This window comes from Corynebacterium sp. CTNIH16 (assembly GCF_032821655.1).
In the GTDB taxonomy this organism is placed as follows: Bacteria; Actinomycetota; Actinomycetes; order Mycobacteriales; family Mycobacteriaceae; genus Corynebacterium; species Corynebacterium marquesiae.
In genome coordinates this window covers 1-23,219 of the sequence record NZ_JAVBIG010000018.1, presented here as the reverse complement: position 1 = coordinate 23,219, position 23,219 = coordinate 1, and the positions used below count along the sequence as shown (strand labels likewise).

Genomic DNA, 23,219 nt, shown 5'->3' with positions numbered 1-23,219 from the left:
CCAAATGAACCAAGTCAAATCATCGAACCAAGTCCGCACAAAATTCGCTTCAAAGTAACCAACCGGCTACCTCGCGGCGACTTGGATTAATCTAGCCCACCACAACCAAACAACACAAACCCGCAGGATAACGGGCATTGTGGAAGGGTTTTGAGTTGCTTTGCGCGAGCCACAACTCCCAAAACTCAGGGAATCCTGCAATCGAGATGTCTTTCTCTCATGTTTGAACGGCTTCTCAGATGGGCCAGTCCTCTTTTGTTGCGAACAACAACGGGCTGAGCGGGCGATCCCGAAAAGGGAATGGGAAGAGCGAACGGGGACAAGCAAGATGACCCTTAGAATCCGCCAACAGGATTAAAACGAGAAAAAGACCCCCGATTTCTCGGGGGCCTACCGGTGGAGCTGCCGGGAATTGAACCCGGGTCCTTCGTCACCTTGCCAGGGCTTCTCCGTGCGCAGTTCGCACAGAATCTCTGCTCGGCCCTCCGGATCGGGCGAACACGTCCGGATGATGGGCCCAGTCACCAGTAAGAGTCCCGACTGGTCCTGATGACCCAACCAGCCGGCTAGTTCCTTAGTCGATGCCAGGATCTAGGTCAGGAACGAAACCTAGGCTGACAGACACGCGTCGCTGTAATTAGGCAGCGAGGGCGTAGTCACGCTGAGAGTTCTTCTCTGCGTTTATTGGTTGCTACGACGCTTATACGGTGGTCGTTAGCCTGCACCGGCACGCTTCCCCTGGCGCAGTGCACGAAGTCGAAACCAAATCAACCCCATGCTGTAGGGACGGGATAGTGCATCTTCCCTACAGTTCGTTCAACACTACCCCACTCGCTTTTATTTCCTCAAGTGCTCTTCTAGCCACTCTTTGAGAACGACTGCGTGGTTGATCTCGCGGCTGGATGCGGCGAAGAGCAGGGTGGCGTCGGAAAGCGCAAGCAGTTGGGTGAGCTCGTCGGAATCGTTGTCATCGAGCTCAGCCTTGTAGCGGCGGGCAAACTCGTCGAAGCTATCCTCGTCGTGGTTCCACCATTTGCGCAGTTCGGGACTGGGTGCGACGTCTTTAAACCATTCGTCGTAAGCAAGGTCGCTCTTGGCAACGCCCCGAGGCCACATCCGGTCTACCAGTACTCCGGTGCCCTGGATAGTGTCCTCGCCCTTGGCAACGTCATGTACTTTCGCAGTTTTAAACATTAATTCCCTTCACGCGGCGGCCGAGTTCGCGGGAGATTTCACGGTCTTGGTCGCGGCGCTTAATATCCTCACGTTTATCGTAGTCTTGTTTACCTTGCGCCAACGCCAGCGAGAGCTTGGCGTAGCCGTTTTTAAGGTAGACCTTGAGCGGAACCAAGGTCTTATTACCATTGCGCACCTGCCCATAAAGCTTGTCGATCTCTCGGCGGTGCAGCAAAAGCTTGCGGGTGCGCCGCGGGCTATGGTTCGTCCACGAACCCATCGAATACTCCGGAATATGGAGGTTGCGCAGGTACACCTCGCCATCGTCGATGGTGGCGAAGGCATCATTGAGCGAGATTTTTCCCTCCCGCAAGGACTTGATCTCGGTACCGAGCAGGACGATGCCACACTCGTATTCCTCGAGGATCTTGTAGTCATGCCGGGCCCGGCGGTTAGTAGCGAGTGTTGCCTCGCCGGACGCCGCCTTCTTATTCTTCTTGCCCTTCTTAGCCATAATAATGCCAGTGTAGTGCCCTTTTAGCCGGCCCGGCAAACGGGCTATTTGCGCACATAGGACCGCAGGGTGATATGCGCCGTGACGGCCGTGACCACCAGCGCCAGCAAGGCCACGAGAGGCAGGGCAATCCAAAGGTCGCCGGACTTCATAGGTGCAAGCAGCTGGGATTCATAAAGACCCTGCAGGGATGGGTCCACCACTTGGGATTTTCCTAGGAAGATACCTGCACCACCTAACACCACGCCGATAAGCGAGGCCAGCACTGCTTCCACCACGAACGGCGCCTGCGTCATCCACCGGCTTGCACCCACCATGCGCATGATTTCCGTTTCGCGGGTGCGGTGGAACGCGGCGATCTGCACCATATTAGCCACCAGGAAAATGGCCGCCACGGACATCACGATGGCCAGGATGAAGGTGGCATTGCGGATGGAATCCAGGTTGCTTGCGGCATCGCGCACCTCTTGCTGCTGATCGACGACGTCCTCTACCGCCGGGTTATCCCGAATCGCATCGATGGCGGAGGCGTCTTCTGGGTCCGCAAGCCGCACATGGAATGCAGCCGGCAGCGCATCAGGTGAGGTTTGCTCCACCATCACAGGATCGGTGTCTTGGAAAAGTTCTTTGAACCGCTCATAGGATTCTGCACGGTTGCGGTATTCCACGGACTCGACGGAATCATCCGCCTCCAACTGATCCTTGATATCCGCGCAAGCCGGACTCGTACAGTCTGGGTCGCCGGCGGAAATGTCCTCATTGAGCTGGACCATGACCTCGACGCGGTCGAGATAGATATCCTTGGTGTCCTTGGTCAGGTTGGTCACCATAATGCCTGCGACAACGAGCCCCACCGCAATGGCGGTGGTGATGATCATGGCGATGGTCATGGTCAGGTTGCGGCCAAGACCCTTGGTAGCCTCGCGGAAAATAAACCCTAGCTTCATGCTTCCCCCTCGTACATCGCCTCGTGCTCGTCGCGCACGAGGACTCCATTGCGCAGCTCCAGCACACGCTTGCGCGCCCTATTGACGGCGCGGGCATTGTGGGTGGACATGACCACGGTGGTGCCACGGCGGTTGATGCCTAGGAGCAGGTCCATGATCTCGTCGGCGGTGGAGGGATCGAGGTTGCCCGTGGGTTCGTCGGCAAGCAGCAGCTTCGGCCGATTGACCACGGCGCGCGCAATAGCCACGCGCTGCTGCTCGCCACCGGAAAGCTCGTGGGGATACGCATCGCGGCGATCCTCTAGGCCGACCAGGTCCAAAACCTGCGGGACCGAGGTAGAGATCCGGTACTTGCTCTTGCCAATCACCTCCAGCGCAAAGGCCACGTTTTGATACACCGTCAGCTTTGGGAGCAGGCGGAAATCCTGGAAGACGTAACCAATGGACTGGCGTAGCGCGTTGATTTGCTTGCCGGAAAGCTCATTGACGTGGAAATCGTCGAAGTAAATATCGCCCTTGCTGACATTGTTATAGCGCACCATCAGCTCCAAGAAGGTGGACTTACCGGAGCCGGAGGGTCCGATGAGGAAAGCGAATTCACCATCCGCAATCTCGAAAGACACCCCATCGAGCGCTGGGCGAGACTCGGCGGAGTAGGCCTTAGTCACGTTATCGAATCTAATCACGCGAATCACTGTAGCAACCAAAGTTGACACCGCGCTGTGAACTATATTTAAGTAATGTGGTCTAAGACACTAATTTGTTCCGACCCAATCGACAGAAAGTGCCGATACTATGGCCGAAACCGAAACCAAAGAAAAACCACGTTCTGCAAGCGGCTTCCTGGGCACTGTAGAAAAGATTGGCAATAAACTGCCGGATCCGTTCTGGCTCTTCGTTATCCTCGCAGCCATCGTCGCTGTGACTTCTTGGCTAGGACACCTCATTGGCATGACCGCAGAGGACCCCAAGACCGGCGAAACCATCGAAGTAGAATCCCTGCTGACCACCGAGAATATTTCGCGCATGGTTACTGATGCAGTGGAGAACTTCACCAGCTTCCCGCCGCTCGGCGTCATCCTTGCCGTGATGCTCGGCGTGGCCGTGGCGGAGCAGTCTGGCCTGCTTTCCGCGTTGGTGCGCGCGATGGTGACCAAGGTCAGCGCGAAAATGCTGACCTTCGTTGTGGCGCTGGCCGGCGTGACCGGCTCCGTAGCCTCCGACGCCATCTACGTCATTCTGATTCCGCTGGGTGCAATGGCCTTCCACGCCGTGGGCCGCTCCCCCATCGTGGGCGCGATGGTGGCCTTTGCGGCATCGTCAGCCGGCTTTAATGCCTCGCTGATTCTCAATATCACCGACCTCCTGCTGGCGGGCATTTCTACCCCGGCCGCACAGTTTGTGGACCCAGAATATGAAGTCAGCCCGCTGGCCAATATCTTCTTTGTCATCCCATCCGCAGTGGTACTCTCCCTCATCATTACCGCGGTCACGGAATTCCTCATGGTGAAAAAGGCCCGCGAGCTGGTGGACCACGACCACATTAATTATGAAGAGGTGTCTTTTTCCAAGGCCGCCGGTGGGGCCGGCGCGAATGCAGAGGAGAATGAGGAGTACGACTTCACCGATGATGAAGAGGCCATGCGCATCAAGCCCAACGAACAGCGCGGTTTGGTTGCTTCCGGCATCGCGCTCGCGCTCTTCCTTGCCGCCTTCTTTGCGCTGCTATTTATCCCTGGCTCCCCGCTGGCAAGCCAAGGGGATAGCTTCATGGAGTCGCCACTCATTAGTGCCATCGCGGTGCCGATTGCCCTGGCTTTCTTGGTATGCGGCATCGTCTACGGCTTGGCGGCAGGCACCGTGAAGTCTTTTGCTGATGTACCGGAGTTTATGGCCAAGGGCATCGAGACCCTTGTCCCCATGCTGGTCCTCTTCTTCGCGGTGGCACAGTTCCTCGCCTGGTTCGAATGGTCGAACTTGGGCGTATGGACCGCCATCAAGGGTTCCGAACTGCTCCAACACTGGTCATTGCCGCCGCTAGTCATGTTTGCGGCACTGGTGGCCATGGTCGCACTGCTTAACCTCTTCATCACCTCCGGTTCCGCCCAGTGGGCGCTGATGGCCCCGGTCATCGTGCCGATGATGATGTATGTGGGCGTGTCACCTGAGGTTTCCCAGATGCTCTTCCGTATCGGTGACTCCCCAACGAACATCATCACCCCAATGTCGCCCTACTTCGCCTTGGCGCTGACCTTCCTGCAGCGCTACTACAAGCACGCGGGTGTGGGTACCTTGATGTCGCTCGCCCTGCCTTACTCTCTGTGCATGATCGTGGGTTGGTTCGTCTTCTTTGTCATTTGGTATCTCATCGGCATCCCGCTGGGACCGGGCGCACCGATGGACTACGTGGGTTAGGTCCATAGAGATCAGGCCGAACTGAGGATTTTCGCTCCTCAGTTCGGCCTTTTTGCGTTCAATTCCGCCCGATCAGTATGGACCTAAGCTTGGTCTTCTTGTTGCTGCATGCGCCAGCGGATACCAGATTCCAGGAAGCCATCGATATCGCCATCGAGCACCTTGGAGGGATCGCCCACCTCGAAATTGGTGCGCAGGTCTTTGACCATCTGATACGGGTGCAGCACGTAGGAGCGCATCTGATTGCCCCAGGAGGCGTTGCCACCGGCGCCCAGCGCGTCAAGCTCGGCCTGTTCCTCCTGACGCTTGCGCTCCAGCAGCTTCGCCTGCAACACGCGCATAGCCGAGGCCTTATTTTGAATCTGCGATTTTTCGTTCTGGCAGGTCACCACGATTCCGGTGGGAATGTGGGTCAGGCGCACCGCAGAGTCGGTGGTATTGACGGATTGGCCGCCCGGACCAGAAGAGCGATAGACATCAACGCGCACATCATTATCCGGGATATCGATGTGGTCGGTCTGCTCCACCACCGGCAGGACTTCCACCTCGGCAAAGGAGGTTTGGCGCCGGCCCTGATTATCAAAGGGGGAGATGCGCACTAGGCGGTGTGCTCCCTGCTCCACAGAGAGCTGGCCATACATGTATTCACCGTGGACCACAAAGGTCGCAGACTTGATGCCTGCTTCTTCCGCATAGGAGATGTCATAGACATCCACCTTGTGACCGTGTTTTTCCGCCCAGCGCGTATACATGCGCATGAGCATTTCGGCCCAGTCGGCCGCGTCCACACCGCCGGCGCCAGAGCGGATATTAATAACCGCCTCGCGCGGGTCATACTCACCAGAAAGCATGGTGGTGACCTCCAGCGATTCGATAGCAGATTCCAGGGAATCGAGCTCATCATCCGCCAGGGAGGTATCCCCCTCTTCTTCCGCGAGTTCGTACATCACGGGCATGTCCTCCAGGCGCCCGCGCAGCGATTCCAGCTTGCGGACCTTAGCCTGCGCTGCAGAAAGCTCGGAGGTGACCTGTTGCGCGTGGGCGGGGTCGTCCCACAAGGACGGGTCGCCGGCCTGGGCCTCTAGTTCCCGAATGCGGGCAGCCAAAGCCTCCGGGTCCATGACCTTCTCAATGGTGGTCAGGGTGGTTTCCAATTGCTTGAGCCGTGCTGTTACTTCGGGACGCATAGGCCCTAATCCTACCCACCCGGCCGGCATAATTAGCCATCGGCCGCGTTTAGGGTGACAATGGTGGGCATGGATCAAAAGCCGAGCTTGCAGGAGATGATCGATGCGGTCATCAAGACCTTCATTGTCGCGCACGCGGATGACGGGGATGCGCACCTAGCGCAGGCCCTTGTCTATAACGCCGGCCGCCTGGCCTGGCGCTTGCGCGAGATGGGCGTCGACGTAGAGCACAAGACTTCTATCTCGGACGTTGTTACGGATGCAGACAGGGCGGCCGAGCGCTTCGTCGCGGGCGTGCTCGAAGCCGTGCGCCCGGAAGACGGCATCCTCGGCGAAGAGGGTGCGGCCCGCGAGTCCCAGTCCGGGCGCGCCTGGGTCATCGACCCAGTTGATGGCACCTACAATTTCTCCTCCGGTTCCGATTATTGGTGCTCTGCCTTGGCGCTTACCGACGCCACGGGGATCACCCTCGGCGCCGTCCACCGCCCTGCCATGGGGTACACCTGGTTCGGTGGCCGGGACTACCCCACTTCCCTCGACGGCAAGGAAGTAGCTCGCCTGCAGGAGAAGCCGGCCGAGCAGATTTCACTATCCACGTATCTGCACCCAACCTCGCTGGCGGATGAGGATATCCGCGGGGCATGGCAGCGCGTGGCGGAAAACTTTGCTACAGTCCGTATGCTCGGTGCCGGTTCTGTTGACCTGTCCTCCGTGGCCGATGGCACATGGGGGGCATGGATGCAGCATTCGGTAGCGGATTGGGATTGGTTCCCCGGCAAAGCCCTCGTGGAAGCGGCCGGTGGTGCTGCCCGCAAGGTAGAAGCCGGCGGCGGCGAATGGTGTCTCGCTGGCAATAAACAGGTAGTGGATCAGATGGAGGATTGGCTCCGTGGGTAAGTTCAAAGAAGACTTGGGCCTCGCGCTCGAGCTGGCGGGCCATGCCGATGTAGTGACCATGCATCGTTTCGAGGCCTCGGACCTTTCCGTCAAGGAAAAGCCAGATATGTCCCCCGTATCGGATGCGGACCTCACCTGTGAGAAGCAAATCCGCGAATCCCTCAAGCGCTCCCGCCCGCGCGATGAAGTGCTGGGTGAGGAATACGGCGGCGAGGCCTGCTATAAGGGCCGCCAGTGGGTCATCGATCCCATCGACGGCACCAAGAACTTCGTGCGTGGCGTCCCCGTATGGGCCACGCTCATCTCCCTTTTGGAAGATGGCGAACCAGTAGTCTCGGTGGTTTCCGCACCCGCCCTGCGCCGCCGTTGGTACGCCGCCAAGGGCGCTGGTGCCTTCCGCGTTTTCGGCGGCGAGCCGAAGCGCTTGGGCGTATCCCACGTGGAAAAGCTCGCCGATTCTTCGCTGGCCATGAGCTCGCTAACCGGATGGGCCGAGCGCGGCCTGCGCGATAAGTTCCTCGCACTCACGGACAAGACCTGGCGCCTGCGCGGCTATGGTGATTTCTGGTCCTACTGCCTCGTGGCCGAAGGCGCGGTAGACATCGCCGCCGAACCCGAGGTGTCCTTGTGGGACCTCGCCGCGCCCTCCCTCATCGTGACCGAGGCCGGCGGCACTTTCACGGATCTGGACGGAAACCCCGGCCCGCACGGTGGGTCCGGCGTCGCCTCCAACGGCCTGCTCCACAAGCACGCCCTAGCCGCGCTGCAAGGCTAGGGTCTTCTCCGCAGCTGAAGTAACACCGGACCGCGGCGCTTCGCCGCCGCTCCGGAACACCCACCCGCCTGCGCGCAACTGCTGCAGCCGCCCGTGGGGCACGAGGTGAGCGATTCGCGCACCAGCTCCGCACTGCGCTCGAGATGGGCGAGGATAATTTCCACGGTACCCTGCCCTAACCCAGTAGCTTTTGCAATCTCGACCGGGTTGGATTTTCCCTGTTTAATGGCCTCCTTAACCTTCTCCGTGGGGCTCATAGGAAGACCTTGAGGACCTGGAATACTCCCACCGCGAGGATCCAGGCGGTGGCGAGCTGAAGGGCGAAACCGATAAGCGTCCATTTCCAGCCTATTTCCCGCCGCTGCGCGGCTACCGTGGCCACGCACGGGGTATAGGCCAAGAGGAAGACCATATACGCCCATACCGCCGCGAGCCCATGCCCGCCAGAGGCTGCATCAAAATCAGCGCGGATATGGCTAGCTAGTGGGGATTCTGCTTGCTCTTCTGGGGCATCATCCGTGACGTCTTCTACCGCATAGGTTTGCGCCCAGGTAGAAATGAGAGTCTCCTTGGCCACGAATCCGGTGACCAACGGGCCTGTCAGAGACCAAGAATCAAAGCCAGCCGGGGCAAAGACCGGGGACATCACCTTTGAGACCGCACCATAGGCGGAATCCTCCGGCGGTACCGCACCCTCGTTGAAAGAGTGCCCACCGGTAACCGGGATGGACATGAGCAACCAGATGACCACCACGGTGGCTACGATGATGCCGCCGGCGGTATGCAAGAAGCCTTTCAGACGCACCCACATCACTGACACGGTGAGGCCAAAGGTGGGCAGCTGATAGGCCGGAAGATCGATAACTAGGGCTTCGGCCGGCATGGCGCGCCACACCGTACGGCGCAAGGCGAGGCCTACCAACACCACCAGCGCGATAGACAGCACGTACATAGCGAATACCGCGGAACCAGCATGAGCGGGGAAAAAGACCTGCGCCAGCATCATGAACACGATGAGCCGGGCCGAACATGAGGTGAAAGGAATAAGGAGGCAGGTGAGAATGCGATGGCGGACGTCGCCAAGCACGCGCGTCGCCGAAATCGCCGGAACATTGCAGCCATAGCCCACCACGATGGGGATAAAGGCCTTGCCCGGTAGGCCAATGGCGCGCATAACTCGGTCAGTGACCACGGCCGCGCGCGCCATATAACCGGAATCCTCCAGCACGGCTAGACACAGGAACATCAGGGCCAGCAGCGGGGCAAAGGTCAGCACCATGCCCACACCCCCAATAAGGCCATCTACCAGCAATCCCGAGACCAACCAGTGGTCTGGGAGGAGGCTGCGCACGGCATCAGAGACGGGACCGGTGATCAGTGCCTCCAGGCCGTCCTGCAGCGGTCCCGCAACCGTAGTGGTAATGAAGAAGACAGCCCACATCACCGCCAGAAATAGAATCGGGCCGAGCACGGGGTGCAGCACCACGCGGTCCACGCGCTGGCTAAGCGGTTCGCCGACGTCCGTCCTGGAAACGGCAACCTTTTCCGCGGCGTCCAGATCCGCAAAGCGTTGATCCAATTCTGCGTTGGGCCGGATAGTCTGTGGCTCCGTCTGCATTGCTTTTGCAACGGCACCCTCCAGCGCATCTAGTTTTTCTCGGCGGCGACCATTGACGCTGACCACCGGCATGCCCACGGCGCGCGATAGCGCGGAGGTATCGATGCTTATGCCCTGCTGCTTGGCGACGTCCTCCTTGGTCACCCCAATCACTACCCGATACGGGTACTCCGCGATCTGGAAGGCAAGGTTCAGCCCGCGCGCCGGCGCAGTAGCATCCACCAACACCACAACCACATCGGGGCGCTCACACGGCGGAGCCTCCACGAGCATATCGCGGGTAAATTCCTCGTCCGGGCTCATTGGGTCCAATGAATAGGCACCGGGAAGATCAATGATGTCAAAGGCCTCTGGCTGCGCATTCCACAAGCCACGGCTTATCTCAACGGAGGTACCCGGCCAGTTTCCGGTTTGCACCTTCGCTCCGGTGAGCGCATTAAACAAGGTAGATTTGCCGGAATTTGGAGCCCCGACCAATGCGAGGACCGGCGTTCCCTCCTTCGCAATGCGCATGGCGGAGGTAGAGTGGCAGCTCGGCGCGGCGGTTTTTCGTGCCATTATGCTGCGACCGGGATGACTTCGAGCTGGCGAAGGGTAACCACATCCACCGCATAGTGGGCGGTGCCCACGGTAACTAGGCGCGCACCGCCGGCTACCTTGCGGCCGATCTGTACGCGCACACCTGGGCGGAAACCTAATTCCCGCAAGCGCAGCGCCAACGCCGGCTGCTCGTCGATGGCGTGCTGCAAGCAGCACTCAGGAAGTTCCACCAAAGCGTCCACCGGTGCCTGATCGGCGCGCATACACTCGGATTTTTCACACCCCGGTTTGCGCCGGGTGCGGGACAATAAGGACAGCTGCAACATCGCGCGGTTACCTCGGTTCTCTCTGACCGGACCATGCCGGTGATATTAGCCACACCTAAGTAGCTACTGGATAAGGTTAACCTTAGTCCGCCTAAGCTTTTCACACAAGGGCCGATTGACTGTGATTATCGGCACTAGTCATAAGCAAAAACGCCCGCTCCCTGCAGCAGCGGGAGCGGGCAAAGGGTTAGGCGCGGCTAGTCTTGTGGCAGAGTAAAACCAGCGCCTACACCGCCGCGGCGGTTCATATCCGCCAAGACCGCATCCATATTGGTGGCAGCAGTCGGGTTATGCACCGGCCCCTGCAACGGGGTACGGCACGGGAAATTGACCGGCAGGAATCCACCGGAAATGGAGCCAATGAGTCGGCCATTGACGAGCAATGGCGCACCAGAATCACCCATCATGGCGCAGACTTGATTTACCTGAATCTTCTTTGCCTGCTGATAGGTAATGCCACAGGTCTTGCCGGTGGCAACGCCCTGCTTGCAGGCCTGCTGCCCTGGCTTGACGCCACCGCCCAACTGATTCACGGTCACGCCATTATAGGAACGGGACACCTTTGCCTTGGAACCAAACTCAATAACGGCATAGTCCAAGTCCTCATTCTTGGACACCACGGTGCCCGTCGGGCCGATCTGCTCCGAATCGGCAGAAGTAACTGGGTCACCTACATTGCCGCAGTGTCCGGCGGTCAGACCCACCTTGCGACCGGCATTATCGTTGCCTGCCACGGTCAGAGTGCACATCGTCTTGTCATTGACGTAGAGCGGGGTGCCTGGACCATAGAGGGACTCACCCTGATTCATGGCTGCAACAGACTCTTCTGGAATGCGTGGGGCATCAAACATGGAACCTGGCACGCGGTGCAGCACGTAATCAGCCTGTGGCTTGCCCGCAGCTACCTTGGAAAATCCATCATTTTTCCACTTGTAGTTCGGATTGGTGCCCTTCGGTTTAAACTCCGGCTGGGTGGCCTGCTCCGCTAGGCCGATGGGATTCGGGTTGGTCATCGGCTCCGCGTACTGCGCCTGCTGGGCCGTGTGCTGCACGGCTTGCTGCGCGTTGCGCACAGAGGAATCTACGGCGTCGGTGACGTTCTTATCCACCTGCGGGGTTTGGATGCCTACCCCAGCCAGGCCATCTCGGACCTGGTCAATAATCCCTGCGGAATCGAAATCCGGTTGGGGCAATTCCTGGGCGCCTGCGGCCGGGGATCCCAGGAAAAACGCACCAGCGAAAGCCGAGCCCACCAGGACTTTCTTAAGGTGCGGAATGCGAAGCATCAAGGTACCTACTTTCAGTTGTCAACATCGTGCAAGCTCGATACTGGCACGAAAAAATTGTGGAAACAGCAAACTCCTGTGACTGTGTCCAAGCCGTTATATTTCTTCCAGAATTCGGGGGTGATCACCCCTCCCCTATCATCGGGCGCATGGTCACACCGCTGTCTTATTCCGATACTTCTGGCTTTCCGCAGCTGCACATGTCACGAGTCATCGACGCTGATTTTGATACCGCCGCACACCGGCTTTTCCGCTGGTCAATACAACGCAGCGGCCTTTTCCGCGTGCGCCCCACCCATGAGGTGGTGGAGCTCGGTGCGGAGGTCACCCTCGGCTTGGGTCCATGGAATTTTCGTTGCCGAGTAGTCAATGTCTTCCATGAGGACGGCCGCTGCGGGTTCACTTATGGCACCCTCCCCGGGCACCTCGAGCGCGGCGAAGAAACCTTCACCCTTGAGCGCCTGCGCGATGGCCGCACACTGCTGCTTATCGACGCCGCCTCCGAGCCATTCCTCCCCTTCCTGCGCCCCCTTGTGGACGTGCCGCGGCGCCTGCTGATTAGCCGGCTCTACCTCCACGCACTGGACTAACCGGAAACGATAGCCGTAGCCATCTTGTGCAGTGTAGCGGTGGAATGCTCAAGCTCGGCCGGCCACTCCGCGGCCCGCATAATGGCGGCATTGAGCAAAGAAATATCGCCCGCCGAGACACCCGGACAGAACTCATCGGCTATCTCTTGAAAGCCAGCGTGGGCTGTCTGGACTTCTTCATCTGCAAAGGCCTGCGGAAAATGCTTCGCTGCTGTCATCAAAGCCCCATGAGACCCCCGGGTAAAAAGGTCCAGCATCGCATCCACGTAGGCACAAATCCTCTGGTGTGGTTCTGGTGGGGCCGCAGCAACCTCACCCCTGAGCTGTTCATTCCAGCTCTGGGTGGCTTGCACTAATAGTTGAACCATAAGATCGTGCTGGGAGGAGACATAGCGGTAAATGCTAGGCCGGGCCAACCCCACTTCAGAAGCAATATCCGCCAGGGAGGGGACCGCTCCATTATTGGCGAGGATCAGTTTTTCCGCGGCCTCCAGCACCGCCCGGTGCTGTACCGCGCGGTGCTCAGCCACCGTCATTTCCGTAATCCTAGGCATGCACTGTAGTTTACGCGCGAGCGCTAGACAGCCACATGCAAGCGACCGTCAACCATCTCATAGACCTTGTCACAATGGTCTAGGACCTCGTGGTCGTGAGTGACCATGACACCAGCCACATTAAATTCGTGGCACTCATGCGCCAGCAATTCCACGATTTCCTGGGAACGACTGCGGTCGAGGGCGGCCGTGGGTTCGTCGACAAGCAGCACCTGTGGATCACCAACTAGGGCGCGGGCGATGCCTACGCGCTGGCGCTCGCCGCCAGACAAACTAGCTGGCCGATGCTGGGCACGGTGCCCCATGCCCACCTTTTCTAGCAACTCACTATTGGAGTACCGACCCGATTTTCCTACCACCTTTGCTGCCAACTCCAGCTGTTGCTCCGCCGTGAGTGCGGAGGGCAGGTTTCCGGAGGACTGGAACACGAACCCGATATGCTCGCGCCGGATCTGGGCCAGATCTGTGTCCCCTAACTGCGCGATATCACGTCCGCTGACTAGGACCTGCCCGGAGTCTGGAGTAGTCAGAGCCCCAGCAACCGCCAAGAGCGTGGACTTACCCGAACCGGACGGCCCTACCACTGCAACAAACTCGCCGGGCTCAACGCTCAAGCTAACGCTGTCGAGCGCGGTCACTTTTGAATCGCCATCGCTGTATTGCACAGTTACGTTTTTCATTTCTAAGGCTGAACTCATCTATTCTCTCCTAGGGCTGCAAGTGGGTTGGTTCGAGTAACGCGTATCACGGCAATAAGTGCGCCGATAAGCCCCGCGATAAAGAGAATTATGCCACCACCGATTACCGATCCCAGCTCGGTGGCATAGGGCATAGCTGTATTTTCAAGCAAGCTTCCAAGCCCGACTGCAATGAGTGCACCAACAACGATCGATGCGGCGAGGATGACTACAACTTGACCCAAGCTGTCTCGCAACAAGAACCCCTTGGTGGCACCTATTGCACGCAGCGTAGCTATATCTCCAGCGCGCTGGATAGTCCACACCAGGAAGAATGCCCCGGTTACAAGGGCAGCAATAATATACAGGAACCACTTGATCATGGAAAGCGTCATCATTTCTGCGGTATAGCCGGGTGAAGAGTCAAAGCTCTCTTCCAGTGAGCGGACATCGAGCCCCGATTCGTTTGAAAGGGTATCCGTATCCGGCTTCTCCTGCGTGCGCGCGGCAATCACCGAAATTTCCTCATAGGATTCCGGACTAACCGCCTCGCCATGTCGACCACCAGCATGGATTTCTTGCCACACATCAAGCGGAAGGTACGCCATATCTACATGGCCAAAGGTACGTTGGCCGTCAGTAGAACCCACCACGTGGAGTGGGGTCTCTAGACGATCGATAGTGATGGTGTCCCCAACCGCAATCCCCTCGTCCACCAGGGTGGAAGAAACCACGACATCGTGCTCCGTCTCAGACGGCTCTCCCGCTTTTCGGTTAGTTTTAATCTCGGGCAGGCCCTCTGGGGCCACAAAGGAATCCGGTTCCACGCCGAGAAGGGTCAAATCCACTGCTTTTCCGTCTTGATTACGCGCATTGGCAATGGTCAGACCCAAAGGTGCTGCTTCTTCTATTCCATCGAGTTGGGAGAACTTTTCTGTCTCCGCACTATCGACGATTGAGCGAGTGAATGCCGAGTCAGTTTGGGTGCCGTCTGCGAAGGCGATGACATCACTATCCATAGCTTTAAGCCCGGATACGCCATCATTGACCAACCCCGCGGTCAAACCGGAGATGATCACTACCAACATGGACATGAGCGCCAAAACGACGCCCATTAAAAGAAAGCGAGTACGCGCGAAGAGCATTTCACGCCAAGCTAGATACATAGTGAAGCTTTCTGGATCGAGTATTGAACTGCGACGTTACCTGCCATTCCACATTCTTAGCAACGCCGTGTTTCCATCGTAGCGACACATTGTTCTTAAGTATAATCCGATTAAAAAAGCCGTCTCCCTGCAGGGAGACGGCCAATTATTGCGAAGGACGCAGGGAGCTAATTCTTGCGCTTGTCCTCGATGGATTCACGAGCATCACGGACGGCTCCCTTGACGCGGTCAAAGAAGCCGCCCTTCTTTGTGGTCTCCTCTTGGTATTCGTGAGCCTTGTCTTCCACGAATCCCTTCGCACGCTGGAAGGCACCACCTACGGCGCTACCCGCCTCCGATGCCTTATCTTTTAGATTATCCAAACGTTCATTGCCTGCCTCGCCAGTAACGTCATCCGCCTTGTCACGGTCCTCACCAGACATCTCTGGATCTACATCCAGATCATTGACAGAGGTTGGGGTCTCGCCAGAGGCTTCTAGGTCAATGTTCGGCTGCTGCGGGGCCGAGCCAATGTGCTCTTCCTTCGCCTCACCTACGATGTGCTGGCTGGGCGCGTAATCCGAGTTATCCTCGTCCAGCTTCTCCTGCAGATCTGGCTGCTGCGGGGCGGAACCAATGTGCTCTTCCTTCGCCTCACCTACGATGTGCTGGCTCGGCGCGTAGTCAGCGTTGTTCTCATCCAGCTTCTCCTGCAGGTCCGGCTGCTCGGCAGCTTTAGCCACATGTTCTTCCTCCGCTCCAGCGACAACGTGGTTCTGCGGTTCATACTTGCTTGCGGTGGACTCATCTCCGTCCGCAGACGGCTTTCCGACCGGCTTGGACAGGCCGGCTGCACCTGCGGCACCAGCTGCAGCTGCAGCGGACTGCGAGGACTTGTCAGATTTAGCTGCCGAAGACGCGGTGTCTTTAGATGCTAGGTACTTGTATTCGTTGCGGTCCAAGTCGACCTCGTGGCCTAGTTCGTTTGCCATTGCTACGTACTCCTTTAAATAGATTTATCTTCTTCCTTCTAGGGTTCCAGAAAATTCAGGAGCGTGCACGGAAATGGGTATGGGAAAGCGTCGACCGGTGGAGGGATCAGTCATCTCTAAACACTCAACATGGAAGGTTTCGCGTACGAGTTCAGCAGTCATCACCTCCTCGGTGGCCCCTTCGGCCACAATGCGTCCCTCACGCATGGCTACGATTCTATCGGCGTAACGCGCGGCATGGACCATATCGTGGACCACCATGACCACTGTGACCCCGGTGCCATTGAGATCTCGAATCAGATCCAAAATGGACAATTGGTGCGCGGGATCGAGGTAAGTAGTCGGCTCATCAAGCAAGGTAATTGGCGTTTCTTGGGCCAAAGTCATAGCGAGGAAGACGCGCTGGCGCTGACCACCGGAAAGATCTGCCGCGGGGGCGTCGAGAAGCTCGCTCACCCCAGCACGCGAGGCAGCACGCTCAACCGCTGCATGATCTCCGGCCCGCATCGTCGCTAGCGCCCCTGTATAGGGATATCGGCCGTAACCGATGACGTCACGCACTAATACCCCTTCCGGAGCCACGGGATGTTGTGGCAGAAAAGAAACTTCACGGGCAAAGGCACGCGAGGAATACTTGCTGATATTTTGGTCCGCGAGGTGCACCGCGCCTGCGCTGGGCGTAAGTTGGCGGCCCAATGTCTTGAGAAGCGTCGATTTGCCACAGCCATTCGGCCCGATCAGAGCGGTTACTTGACCTCTGGATAAATGAAGATTTACGTCCTTGACCACATCGGGTCCACCGTAGCCCACGGTTAATCCGCTGCACGTCAGTGTCATGTCTAGCCTCCGTTTCGCACTCGGGTCAGTCGAGTCAATAGGAAAATGAAATACGGTGCACCGATCAGCGCGATGAGCGCGCCAACGGGGATTTCCGTGGGGGCGAAAGCCCAGCGACCGAGCGTATCGCATGCGGTCACAAGGACCGCGCCGCCTAGGGCTGCCACGGGTATTTGCCAGCGCAGGTTCGCGCCAACAACCAAGCGAGCAGCATGGGGGACGATGAGTCCGGCGAAGCCCAAGACCCCGGCGGCGGCGACTCCCGCTGCGCCGAGGATGACGGCTAAGGCTACTGCTATTAGTCGCCATATCTTGGTGCTCACGCCGATGCCGGCCATGGTGGAATCATCCAGCGCGAGCATATCCAGGTGTTTTGCCACCACCATCGCGGCGGTTAGGGCGAGAAGGATAAAGGGGGCGACAATGGTGGCATCGCCAAGCGAGCGGGCGTAAAGCGAACCTTTCAACCATGTCATGGCCGCTCCTGCCTCTGGGGCAGACCGCACCAGGAGCAATTCGGTGATGGCGCCCAGCCCAAAAGATACCGCCACCCCGGTAAGGGGCAGGCGCACCGGATCGCTTGCCCCGCGCCCGGCGAGGAGAAGAACCAGCCCAGTTCCAGCCAACGCTCCAATAAAGGCTATGAAAGTCAGCAGGTGGGCCGGCAGGGCGCCTGATCCCATGAGTACCGCAACGGCCGCGAGTCCGCCGCCGGAGGTAATACCCACCGTATCTGGTGCGGCCAAAGGATTGCGTAGCGCGGACTGCAATAGACAGCCAGAAACGGCCATGGCAATACCGGCGCAGATTCCCACCAAGATCCGCGGCGCGCGGTACTTCCAGATGAGCGGCTCTCCGGTAACGAAGGCGGTGATCACCTCGCCCGGCGGTTTCATCACCGCACCGACGCCCATGCCGATGATTGCGCTCAACGCCAACGCCAGGATGAGACCTACTAGCACCCCAACAAATCTCTTATGCCGCATGCTTCCTCCTCCCCAGCGCATGGACGGACCACAACACTAATGGCATGCCAGCCAAAGAAGTCACGATGCCCACTGGGGTCTCGGCCGGTGCCCAGATTCCCTGGCCAACCGAATCAGCCACCAAAAGCACCGCTGCTCCAACAATTCCAGCCACGCACAGCCCCATGCGGTGGTGCGGGCCGCACACCCGCCACGCTACGGCCGCGGCCATCAACCCTAAGAAGCCAATCGGCCCAGTTGCAGCTACGGCCGGAGCAATAAGCACTACCGCCGCCACAATGGCAGCCAACCGAATGCGCTCCGGCTTCGCGCCGACAGCACCGGCCATGGCATCGCCTGCTACGAGCAAGTCCAGCGTTTTTGCACCGACTAAGGTCAAGGGAACCACGACCAGCACGGCAATCAGCGCCGGCACAATATCGTCCAAGCGCACACCGGCAAGCCGGCCAGAAAGCCACGACATCACCGTAGCCAGCTGAGCTTCATCTATCACCAAGAAAATGGAGGTCAAGGCGCTACACAGTGCGGAAACGGCAACGCCAACGAGTACCATGCGCTGGATCGCACCGCTCTTGCCGACGCCCACCGTCACCCCCACAGCAATCCCCGCACCCAGCAGCGCACCGGGCAGCTGGTCAACGCTCGAGGTTTCGCTTCCTAAAAACATTGCGGTTGCGACTGCACCGAGTGCCGCACCGGAGTTCACACCAGTGATGGACGGATCGGCAAGCGGATTCGCGGTTGCCGTGCGCAGCAATAACCCACCTACACCTAGTGCAATACCGACCACCGTGGTAGCAAGGAGACGGTCAAAAGCCACGCTATGCAGCTCTTCTTCTAACCACGGGGTATCAACTGGCACCTGAACATGGCGGAGCCGCCACCACCACACAAAGGCAGCGGCAGCGGTTGCAAGGACCAAGCAGACGCTGGCTTTAGTTCGAGGTGCCACTACTTTTCAGCGGCGATCATGTCATCGAGCATATGCTCGGCGGAAAGCGGCCCGCGGGCGCGCGACCAGATATCTTGGTCCACCTCTACGATGTCGCCGCTGCCCTTGGCATAGGGCGTCTTTTTAAACGCATCGACGTCCTTGTACATAAAGACTCGGTCAGCCTTCATACCAGGGAGCTTATCGCCGGTCAGTTCCGCTACATCAGTCTTAGATTCGATGGATGACTTCTCACCTTCGAAAGCATAATCATAGCCCACCTCGCTCAGTAGCGACTGGGGGAAGGAAGGGTTGACCCAGGTATAGAGCATCTCACTGGACCACCCAGCCACAACAGCACGGCTGCCCGGCTTTACCGCGTCCTTGGTACGAGCAATCTTGTCCTCGATGCGCTGACGGACTTCTTTGGCCTTTTCCTCTTTACCTAGCTTGGCCGCGATCTCATCCATCGAGTCCAGCACGTCCAAGTAAGTCTCATCTGGGTAGGATTCGGTCTGCGCAATCTCTTCCAGCTGCGGCATGATATCGGCTTGACGGGTAGGGCTAGCCAAAATCAGATCTGGTTCCAAAGACTGGATAACTTCTAGGTTCGGCTGCTTGGCTTGGCCCACAGAGGTTGCCTGCCCCAGCTGCTCTTTCAAAGTGGTCGGTGCCTCCGACTTACCGATTTCCACGGTTCCCACTGGGTCCACATCGAGGGCCTTGAGAATTTCCTCGTAGCGCCAATCAAGCGCCACAACTCGCTCGATCTTCTTTTCTCCGTTTCCTTCCTTAGAAGAAGAATCAGAAGAACACGCAACAAGGCCTGCGCCTAGGGCTAGGGTGGCTACGAGTGCGATAACTGCACGCACATTCATGAAGTCTTTCTTTTGCATAGCCTTACCTTACTCAGGTGAGGGTTTGCTGTCTAGGGTCTGATTGCCACGTTCCCGATACGGACCATGTTGCCGCACGTCCGCTAGAATCCGCCCAGTAAGCAAAAATAAAAAATGACCCTCACCGGCGAACCGATGAGGGCCTGGAAGTTGGTAGCGGGGGCAGGATTCGAACCTACGACCTCTGGGTTCTCACCCTCATGTTCGAGCCACCTGCAGTTATTGCCCTTTTACCTGCTGTTTAGAGAGGTATCAGTATACTGGCGCCTACTGGTCTTTACCGCAGATTACCAACTCTTAAGTCCCGTTTTGAGTCCCACTTTCTTCACCGAGATTCAAGGCGCCCCGCATAGCGTCTACATCAGTCCAATCCGTGTAGTTGCGCGCGTTCACGTCGACGTCATGCCCGAAATAGGCTGCACGCACCTGGGCGGGTACCCCTCGCGCGATGGCCCGGTTATTGAGCACCGTGCGCCAGTCATGGGATCTCATTAAAGCGATGTGGTTGTCCTGGAGCTGCGCGCCAACATCTTTAAACAGAGCCGCTGACGCTTTCACGGCGTTGTCGGTGCGCCAGTGCGCCTTCTTGTCTCCTGGCGAAGGGATCAGTGGATCGGTCGTTTCTAGTCCGTCGAGCCGGTTTAACCAGAACTTTTCGACACGCTTGTCCAGGAACGGGATAGAACGGCCTCTGTGCGTTTTGGATTGCTCAGATGTAATGCTGATAGCGATCTGCCCATTAGCGACTTTTACAGAATGCCTCGTCACTGCCAGTGCCTCGGAGATGCGAAGTCCCGTCCCCGCTTGCAGTAGTGCCAGCGCGACCACGTTGTCATGTTTTGCGATGGAGCTTGCTCGTCTGTCCGTGCCCGGTGGTAACGGTCTGGCGGTATCGCGTGCAATGAGATGGTCTACAACGGCGTCGTATTGGGCGTTCGTCAGGGCGTGACCACCTTGTGGTTTATTGCCCTTCTTGACCTCGCCGAGGTCGATGCTGATTCCGCGTAACGGGTTGTGGTCGATAACACCCTCGCGGATGAGCTGATCCAGAATGTACTTGCTCACGACGGTGCGGGCCTGCCGTGCAGATTCCGACCCGTTTGCGGTGGCGATGGCCTGCAATGCGTGTTCGAGAGTTCGGAATTTCACAGCTTCGCCAATGGCGTGTTTTCCTAGCTGTGCTTCGGCCTGCTTTAATGCGAGCTCATACCGGGCGCGCGTGTTCGGTCGCAGACGTGCCGCCCGGATGGCCGGCTTAGAGACGTCGGTAATGAACGCCGAGAAGTTCTTGCTCTTATCCCAATTGGTCCACGTCGAGTTGAGCTTGCTATCCCGCTTCTCGACGGCAATTCGCCGGAATTCCCCCTTTGTCCTTGCCCGGATTGTCGGGCGGTAAGTCGTTCCGTCCCATAGTCGGACCGTGATTTTCGCTTCGTATGGACCTCGCGGCGGTAAAGCATCAACGACGCGGTCGATGGAATCTTCCCCAAGGCTTAGTTTCGTTCTGGCGGCACGTATTTGCTTGGACATACACACCACTATAGACCCACTTTTGCAATAGGTTCGAATTTGTTATCATTGCTGGTATGGATCCTTCAGAACGTCTTCCAATTTGGTCTACCGATGACGTCGCGCGCAGACGCCAGGAAGTGTTGTGCACGTTGGTTGACGATAATCACCCGCTTTATGTTGACGCTCGCGAATTGTTCACTCCCCCACTTTCCCGCGAGGAGGTCACACAGCTCTTGCTTACCGCCCTTGAAACCTACTGTGAAATCCGCGCGGTAGCTCGTGAACTAAGGTATCTGGACCCCATTGTGAAAAATGATACGAAAGGTCGTCAGAAGCGACACCCGCGTCTGCACGCTGTCCGCAAACACCTCCAGGCACGACTCGAGTTTCTGGAGAACGAAGCTGATCGAACGTTGCCGTTCACCTTTTATCGGCCTAACGCAGGACGACGCTTCGCCGCAGGTGAAGGACTGACGATGGATCTTATCGACCCTGTACCGGACAGTGTCGTGGCTACGATGTTTCCGCCGGTCTTTGATTTTCCCTCACAAGTAGGCTAAAATATAATCAGCCGTACCTGCGACGGTTGGCCACCGAGGCACCGGGTAGAATAAGAACCCAAGGTTTGCAACTCGGATATGCAGGCCCCCAAAGCGGATAACCGCTAGGCCGGGGCCCTTTCAGCATGTCTGGAGCAAACCTTGAAAGGCGTTTCTAATTTAAAACTGGTCGATCATGCCGAGCCTATTGCGGTTAAAAGTTCGGTAGCGGCATCCCTGATCGGAATTGCCCCTCAAACTCTCAACAACTGGCGTGTTCAGGGCAAAGGGCCCAGATACGCCAGCGTGGGTACCAACCTCGTCGTCTACAGAATCGCTGATATTGAGGCGTGGCTAGATGAGCATGTTGTCGGTGGTGAGAAGCCATGACAACAGCGAACGAGGCGTGGAGCATAGAGATCTCCCCCAAGGACGCGCCCGACACGGTGCGTCACGAGCATGAACTCATCGAGCTTGGCGTGAATGGCACCGAGTGGCAGTCACGCCTCGTCGACACTTCCGTCGACGTTCCTGGGCGTTCTGCCCCGTCGTACTTCACTGTTTTGGTACGTCGTGAACCTCGATCTGTGGCTAAGGTCTCCGAGACCTTAGCCACGATTTCGGGCTGTTCTGCGGACGTTCCTGCTGGTCAAGACCCTAATGTCAATTCAGGCCAAAAACCCCTAGGGGAGAGGCAGAATGGCCGGACCGGAGAGTCCGGCCATCGTGACTCCGGCCACCGTGACTCCGCAGCAGCAGCAGCGGTGGAAGCCGCTGCGGTTGCAGGGGTTGATGCCGGTGTCGATGTTAAGAGTTTCGGCCAGCTACCAACTGTGAGGTCGATGGGTAGTGGCGGTCGCCGGGCTCAAGTGATCGGGTTTGATACTGAGTTCACCTACCGCGAAGATGACCCCGCTAAGCGCGTCATCGATAGCTATCAGTTCGCCTGTACTGATGCTCTCGATGATGGTGTTCTCGTACAGGTGGTTGTGTTGCCTCTGGCGGGTGATCGCATCTACCTTGAGGATGCTCTCTACATCGTCAGTCTTGCAGCTGGTCTGCATGTCCTGTCACCCTCTCGGGAGCCTATCGATCCTCGTGGCGTGCTCGTCCGCGATGTAAGGAAACTCAACCCTCTGGGGAAATTTGACTACTCCGCCACGCGAGATGCGGTGTTCAAGGCTCGCATTGCCGTCGTCCTGGCGTGTCATTTCGGCAACGCCGATCTGACCGCTTTTCGCCGCCCTCCCGAGCAGCGCAATGGTGGGGAAAAACATTATGACATCCTCCGTCGTGTGACCTCTGCTTCGGGGGGCTTAGTTTCGCTGCAACCTGCCCGCTTCATGCGCAAGTCTGGCAAAGGCTCCAACAGCTATCGCTGGTTACCGTTCTCTGTGACCGTTCGTGACACGATGTGTCAGGCTGCACCCGGTCATAAGAGTCTCGCTGCTCTTGGCGATGTTTGCGGTGTTCCCAAGCTTGATGTTGGTTCCTCAATCGAGAATATGACCTCAATGCGTCGTGACGATCTGACGACGTTCCTCGAATATGGGGTGAATGACGCTGTCATCGTTGTTGAGTACCTGGCGTTGCTGTGGGGTCTCAACATCGTTCCGCCTGTCACCCTTTCGGGTGCGGGTGCCAGTGCTGTCCGCGACGGAATCATGCGTTACATGGGCGACAAGGCGTTGAAGGACTTCCTCATCAACTTTCGTGGTCTCGTGCGGTTGACGGACCCTGAACCGTTTTTAGACCATGGGGCCTGGCCCCCGGAAAGTAGACACGTCGGGGGTTAGCTATGCTGCTTGGGTCAGTGTAGCTGAATTAAGCGCTTCGAAGTCATCGGGGGCTAGAAGGTTGCACCAGGAGTGCCGTCTGC

The 23,219-nt window shown here is 58.0% G+C and carries 24 protein-coding genes and 1 other RNA gene; 7 read left to right on the top strand and 18 right to left on the bottom strand.

What is annotated here, in order from left to right; genetic code table 11:
• Positions 1–394: 394 nt before the first annotated feature.
• The 5 genes from ssrA to ftsE all read right to left on the bottom strand — a co-directional run bounded on the left by ssrA (position 395) and on the right by ftsE (position 3,323).
• Positions 395–775: a transfer-messenger RNA gene (ssrA, locus tag RAE04_RS11140) on the bottom strand.
• Between the two features lie 62 nt (positions 776–837).
• Positions 838–1,194, bottom strand: a complete 357-nt coding sequence (locus RAE04_RS11135; protein ID WP_239273506.1) for a DUF488 domain-containing protein — start codon at positions 1,192–1,194, stop codon at positions 838–840.
• Positions 1,187–1,690: an SsrA-binding protein SmpB gene (gene smpB, locus RAE04_RS11130; RefSeq protein ID WP_005322310.1), complete on the bottom strand. Its 504-nt coding sequence runs from the start codon at positions 1,688–1,690 to the stop codon at positions 1,187–1,189. Before smpB ends, RAE04_RS11135 begins: the two co-directional genes overlap by 8 nt.
• Before the next feature lie 44 nt (positions 1,691–1,734).
• Positions 1,735–2,637, bottom strand: a complete 903-nt coding sequence (ftsX, locus tag RAE04_RS11125; RefSeq protein WP_317027414.1) for a permease-like cell division protein FtsX — start codon at positions 2,635–2,637, stop codon at positions 1,735–1,737.
• A complete protein-coding gene (gene ftsE / locus RAE04_RS11120) occupies positions 2,634–3,323 on the bottom strand; it encodes a cell division ATP-binding protein FtsE (protein ID WP_317027413.1) in 690 nt (229 codons plus the stop codon). Before ftsE ends, ftsX begins: the two co-directional genes overlap by 4 nt.
• Positions 3,324–3,432: 109 nt before the next feature.
• Here ftsE and RAE04_RS11115 point away from each other — a divergent pair, with 109 nt between their 5' ends.
• Positions 3,433–5,052 carry an AbgT family transporter gene (locus RAE04_RS11115; protein ID WP_317027412.1) on the top strand — a complete coding sequence of 540 codons (1,620 nt, stop codon included), beginning with the start codon at positions 3,433–3,435 and terminating at the stop codon, positions 5,050–5,052.
• Positions 5,053–5,135: 83 nt separating this feature from the next.
• Here RAE04_RS11115 and prfB read toward each other — a convergent pair whose 3' ends face one another.
• Positions 5,136–6,239, bottom strand: coding sequence for a peptide chain release factor 2 (gene prfB, locus RAE04_RS11110; RefSeq protein WP_239278781.1), 1,104 nt, complete (start codon positions 6,237–6,239; stop codon positions 5,136–5,138).
• A 60-nt stretch (positions 6,240–6,299) separates the two neighbouring features.
• Between prfB and RAE04_RS11105 the strand changes: the two genes are divergently transcribed.
• Positions 6,300–7,136, top strand: coding sequence for an inositol monophosphatase family protein (locus tag RAE04_RS11105; RefSeq protein ID WP_317027411.1), 837 nt, complete (start codon positions 6,300–6,302; stop codon positions 7,134–7,136).
• Positions 7,129–7,911, top strand: coding sequence for a histidinol-phosphatase (gene hisN, locus RAE04_RS11100; RefSeq protein WP_317027410.1), 783 nt, complete (start codon positions 7,129–7,131; stop codon positions 7,909–7,911). The genes RAE04_RS11105 and hisN overlap by 8 nt, the downstream gene beginning before the upstream one ends.
• Before the next feature lie 253 nt (positions 7,912–8,164).
• Here the strand turns inward: hisN and feoB are convergent, their stop codons facing one another.
• The 3 genes from feoB to RAE04_RS11085 form a co-directional block, all read right to left on the bottom strand.
• Positions 8,165–10,087 carry a ferrous iron transport protein B gene (gene feoB / locus RAE04_RS11095; protein ID WP_317027409.1) on the bottom strand — a complete coding sequence of 641 codons (1,923 nt, stop codon included), beginning with the start codon at positions 10,085–10,087 and terminating at the stop codon, positions 8,165–8,167.
• On the bottom strand, positions 10,087–10,332 hold the full coding sequence (locus RAE04_RS11090; protein ID WP_287557511.1) for a ferrous iron transport protein A: 246 nt from the start codon (positions 10,330–10,332) through the stop codon (positions 10,087–10,089). Before RAE04_RS11090 ends, feoB begins: the two co-directional genes overlap by 1 nt.
• Positions 10,333–10,592: 260 nt before the next feature.
• On the bottom strand, positions 10,593–11,681 hold the full coding sequence (locus RAE04_RS11085) for a S1 family peptidase (RefSeq protein WP_317027408.1): 1,089 nt from the start codon (positions 11,679–11,681) through the stop codon (positions 10,593–10,595).
• A gap of 149 nt (positions 11,682–11,830) precedes the next feature.
• Between RAE04_RS11085 and RAE04_RS11080 the strand changes: the two genes are divergently transcribed.
• Positions 11,831–12,271, top strand: a complete 441-nt coding sequence (locus RAE04_RS11080) for a DUF1990 domain-containing protein (RefSeq protein ID WP_317027407.1) — start codon at positions 11,831–11,833, stop codon at positions 12,269–12,271.
• Here RAE04_RS11080 and RAE04_RS11075 read toward each other — a convergent pair.
• The 9 genes from RAE04_RS11075 to RAE04_RS11035 all read right to left on the bottom strand — a co-directional run bounded on the left by RAE04_RS11075 (position 12,268) and on the right by RAE04_RS11035 (position 20,819).
• Positions 12,268–12,825: a TetR/AcrR family transcriptional regulator gene (locus RAE04_RS11075; protein WP_317027406.1), complete on the bottom strand. Its 558-nt coding sequence runs from the start codon at positions 12,823–12,825 to the stop codon at positions 12,268–12,270. The two genes, RAE04_RS11080 and RAE04_RS11075, sit on opposite strands and share 4 nt — an antisense overlap.
• 23 nt (positions 12,826–12,848) lie before the next feature.
• Positions 12,849–13,523: an ABC transporter ATP-binding protein gene (locus RAE04_RS11070; protein ID WP_317027405.1), complete on the bottom strand. Its 675-nt coding sequence runs from the start codon at positions 13,521–13,523 to the stop codon at positions 12,849–12,851.
• The gene (locus RAE04_RS11065) at positions 13,520–14,668 is read right to left on the bottom strand and encodes an ABC transporter permease (protein ID WP_317027404.1); all 1,149 of its coding nucleotides are present in this window, start codon (positions 14,666–14,668) and stop codon (positions 13,520–13,522) included. The genes RAE04_RS11070 and RAE04_RS11065 overlap by 4 nt, the downstream gene beginning before the upstream one ends.
• A 167-nt stretch (positions 14,669–14,835) precedes the next feature.
• Positions 14,836–15,639 (bottom strand): kinesin, encoded by an 804-nt coding sequence (locus RAE04_RS11060; RefSeq protein WP_317027403.1) that lies wholly within the window; start codon positions 15,637–15,639, stop codon positions 14,836–14,838.
• 24 nt (positions 15,640–15,663) lie between these two features.
• Positions 15,664–16,476, bottom strand: a complete 813-nt coding sequence (locus tag RAE04_RS11055; protein WP_049378789.1) for an ABC transporter ATP-binding protein — start codon at positions 16,474–16,476, stop codon at positions 15,664–15,666.
• A gap of 2 nt (positions 16,477–16,478) precedes the next feature.
• Complete coding sequence (locus RAE04_RS11050; protein WP_049378788.1) at positions 16,479–17,462, bottom strand: FecCD family ABC transporter permease; 984 nt, start codon at positions 17,460–17,462, stop codon at positions 16,479–16,481.
• Entirely contained in the window at positions 17,452–18,384 is a 933-nt protein-coding gene (locus RAE04_RS11045) for a FecCD family ABC transporter permease (protein WP_198492686.1), read from the bottom strand. The genes RAE04_RS11050 and RAE04_RS11045 overlap by 11 nt, the downstream gene beginning before the upstream one ends.
• A gap of 29 nt (positions 18,385–18,413) precedes the next feature.
• Complete coding sequence (locus RAE04_RS11040) at positions 18,414–19,289, bottom strand: ABC transporter substrate-binding protein (protein WP_049378786.1); 876 nt, start codon at positions 19,287–19,289, stop codon at positions 18,414–18,416.
• A 297-nt stretch (positions 19,290–19,586) separates the two neighbouring features.
• The gene (locus RAE04_RS11035) at positions 19,587–20,819 is read right to left on the bottom strand and encodes a tyrosine-type recombinase/integrase (protein ID WP_246819290.1); all 1,233 of its coding nucleotides are present in this window, start codon (positions 20,817–20,819) and stop codon (positions 19,587–19,589) included.
• Between the two features lie 56 nt (positions 20,820–20,875).
• Here RAE04_RS11035 and RAE04_RS11030 point away from each other — a divergent pair, with 56 nt between their 5' ends.
• From RAE04_RS11030 to RAE04_RS11020, 3 genes are all read left to right on the top strand, one after another.
• A complete protein-coding gene (locus tag RAE04_RS11030; protein ID WP_141759381.1) occupies positions 20,876–21,361 on the top strand; it encodes a hypothetical protein in 486 nt (161 codons plus the stop codon).
• Positions 21,362–21,502: 141 nt separating this feature from the next.
• The gene (locus RAE04_RS11025) at positions 21,503–21,730 is read left to right on the top strand and encodes a helix-turn-helix transcriptional regulator (protein ID WP_150850480.1); all 228 of its coding nucleotides are present in this window, start codon (positions 21,503–21,505) and stop codon (positions 21,728–21,730) included.
• Positions 21,727–23,136 carry a hypothetical protein gene (locus tag RAE04_RS11020; protein ID WP_317027402.1) on the top strand — a complete coding sequence of 470 codons (1,410 nt, stop codon included), beginning with the start codon at positions 21,727–21,729 and terminating at the stop codon, positions 23,134–23,136. Before RAE04_RS11025 ends, RAE04_RS11020 begins: the two co-directional genes overlap by 4 nt.
• Positions 23,137–23,219 lie beyond the last annotated feature (83 nt).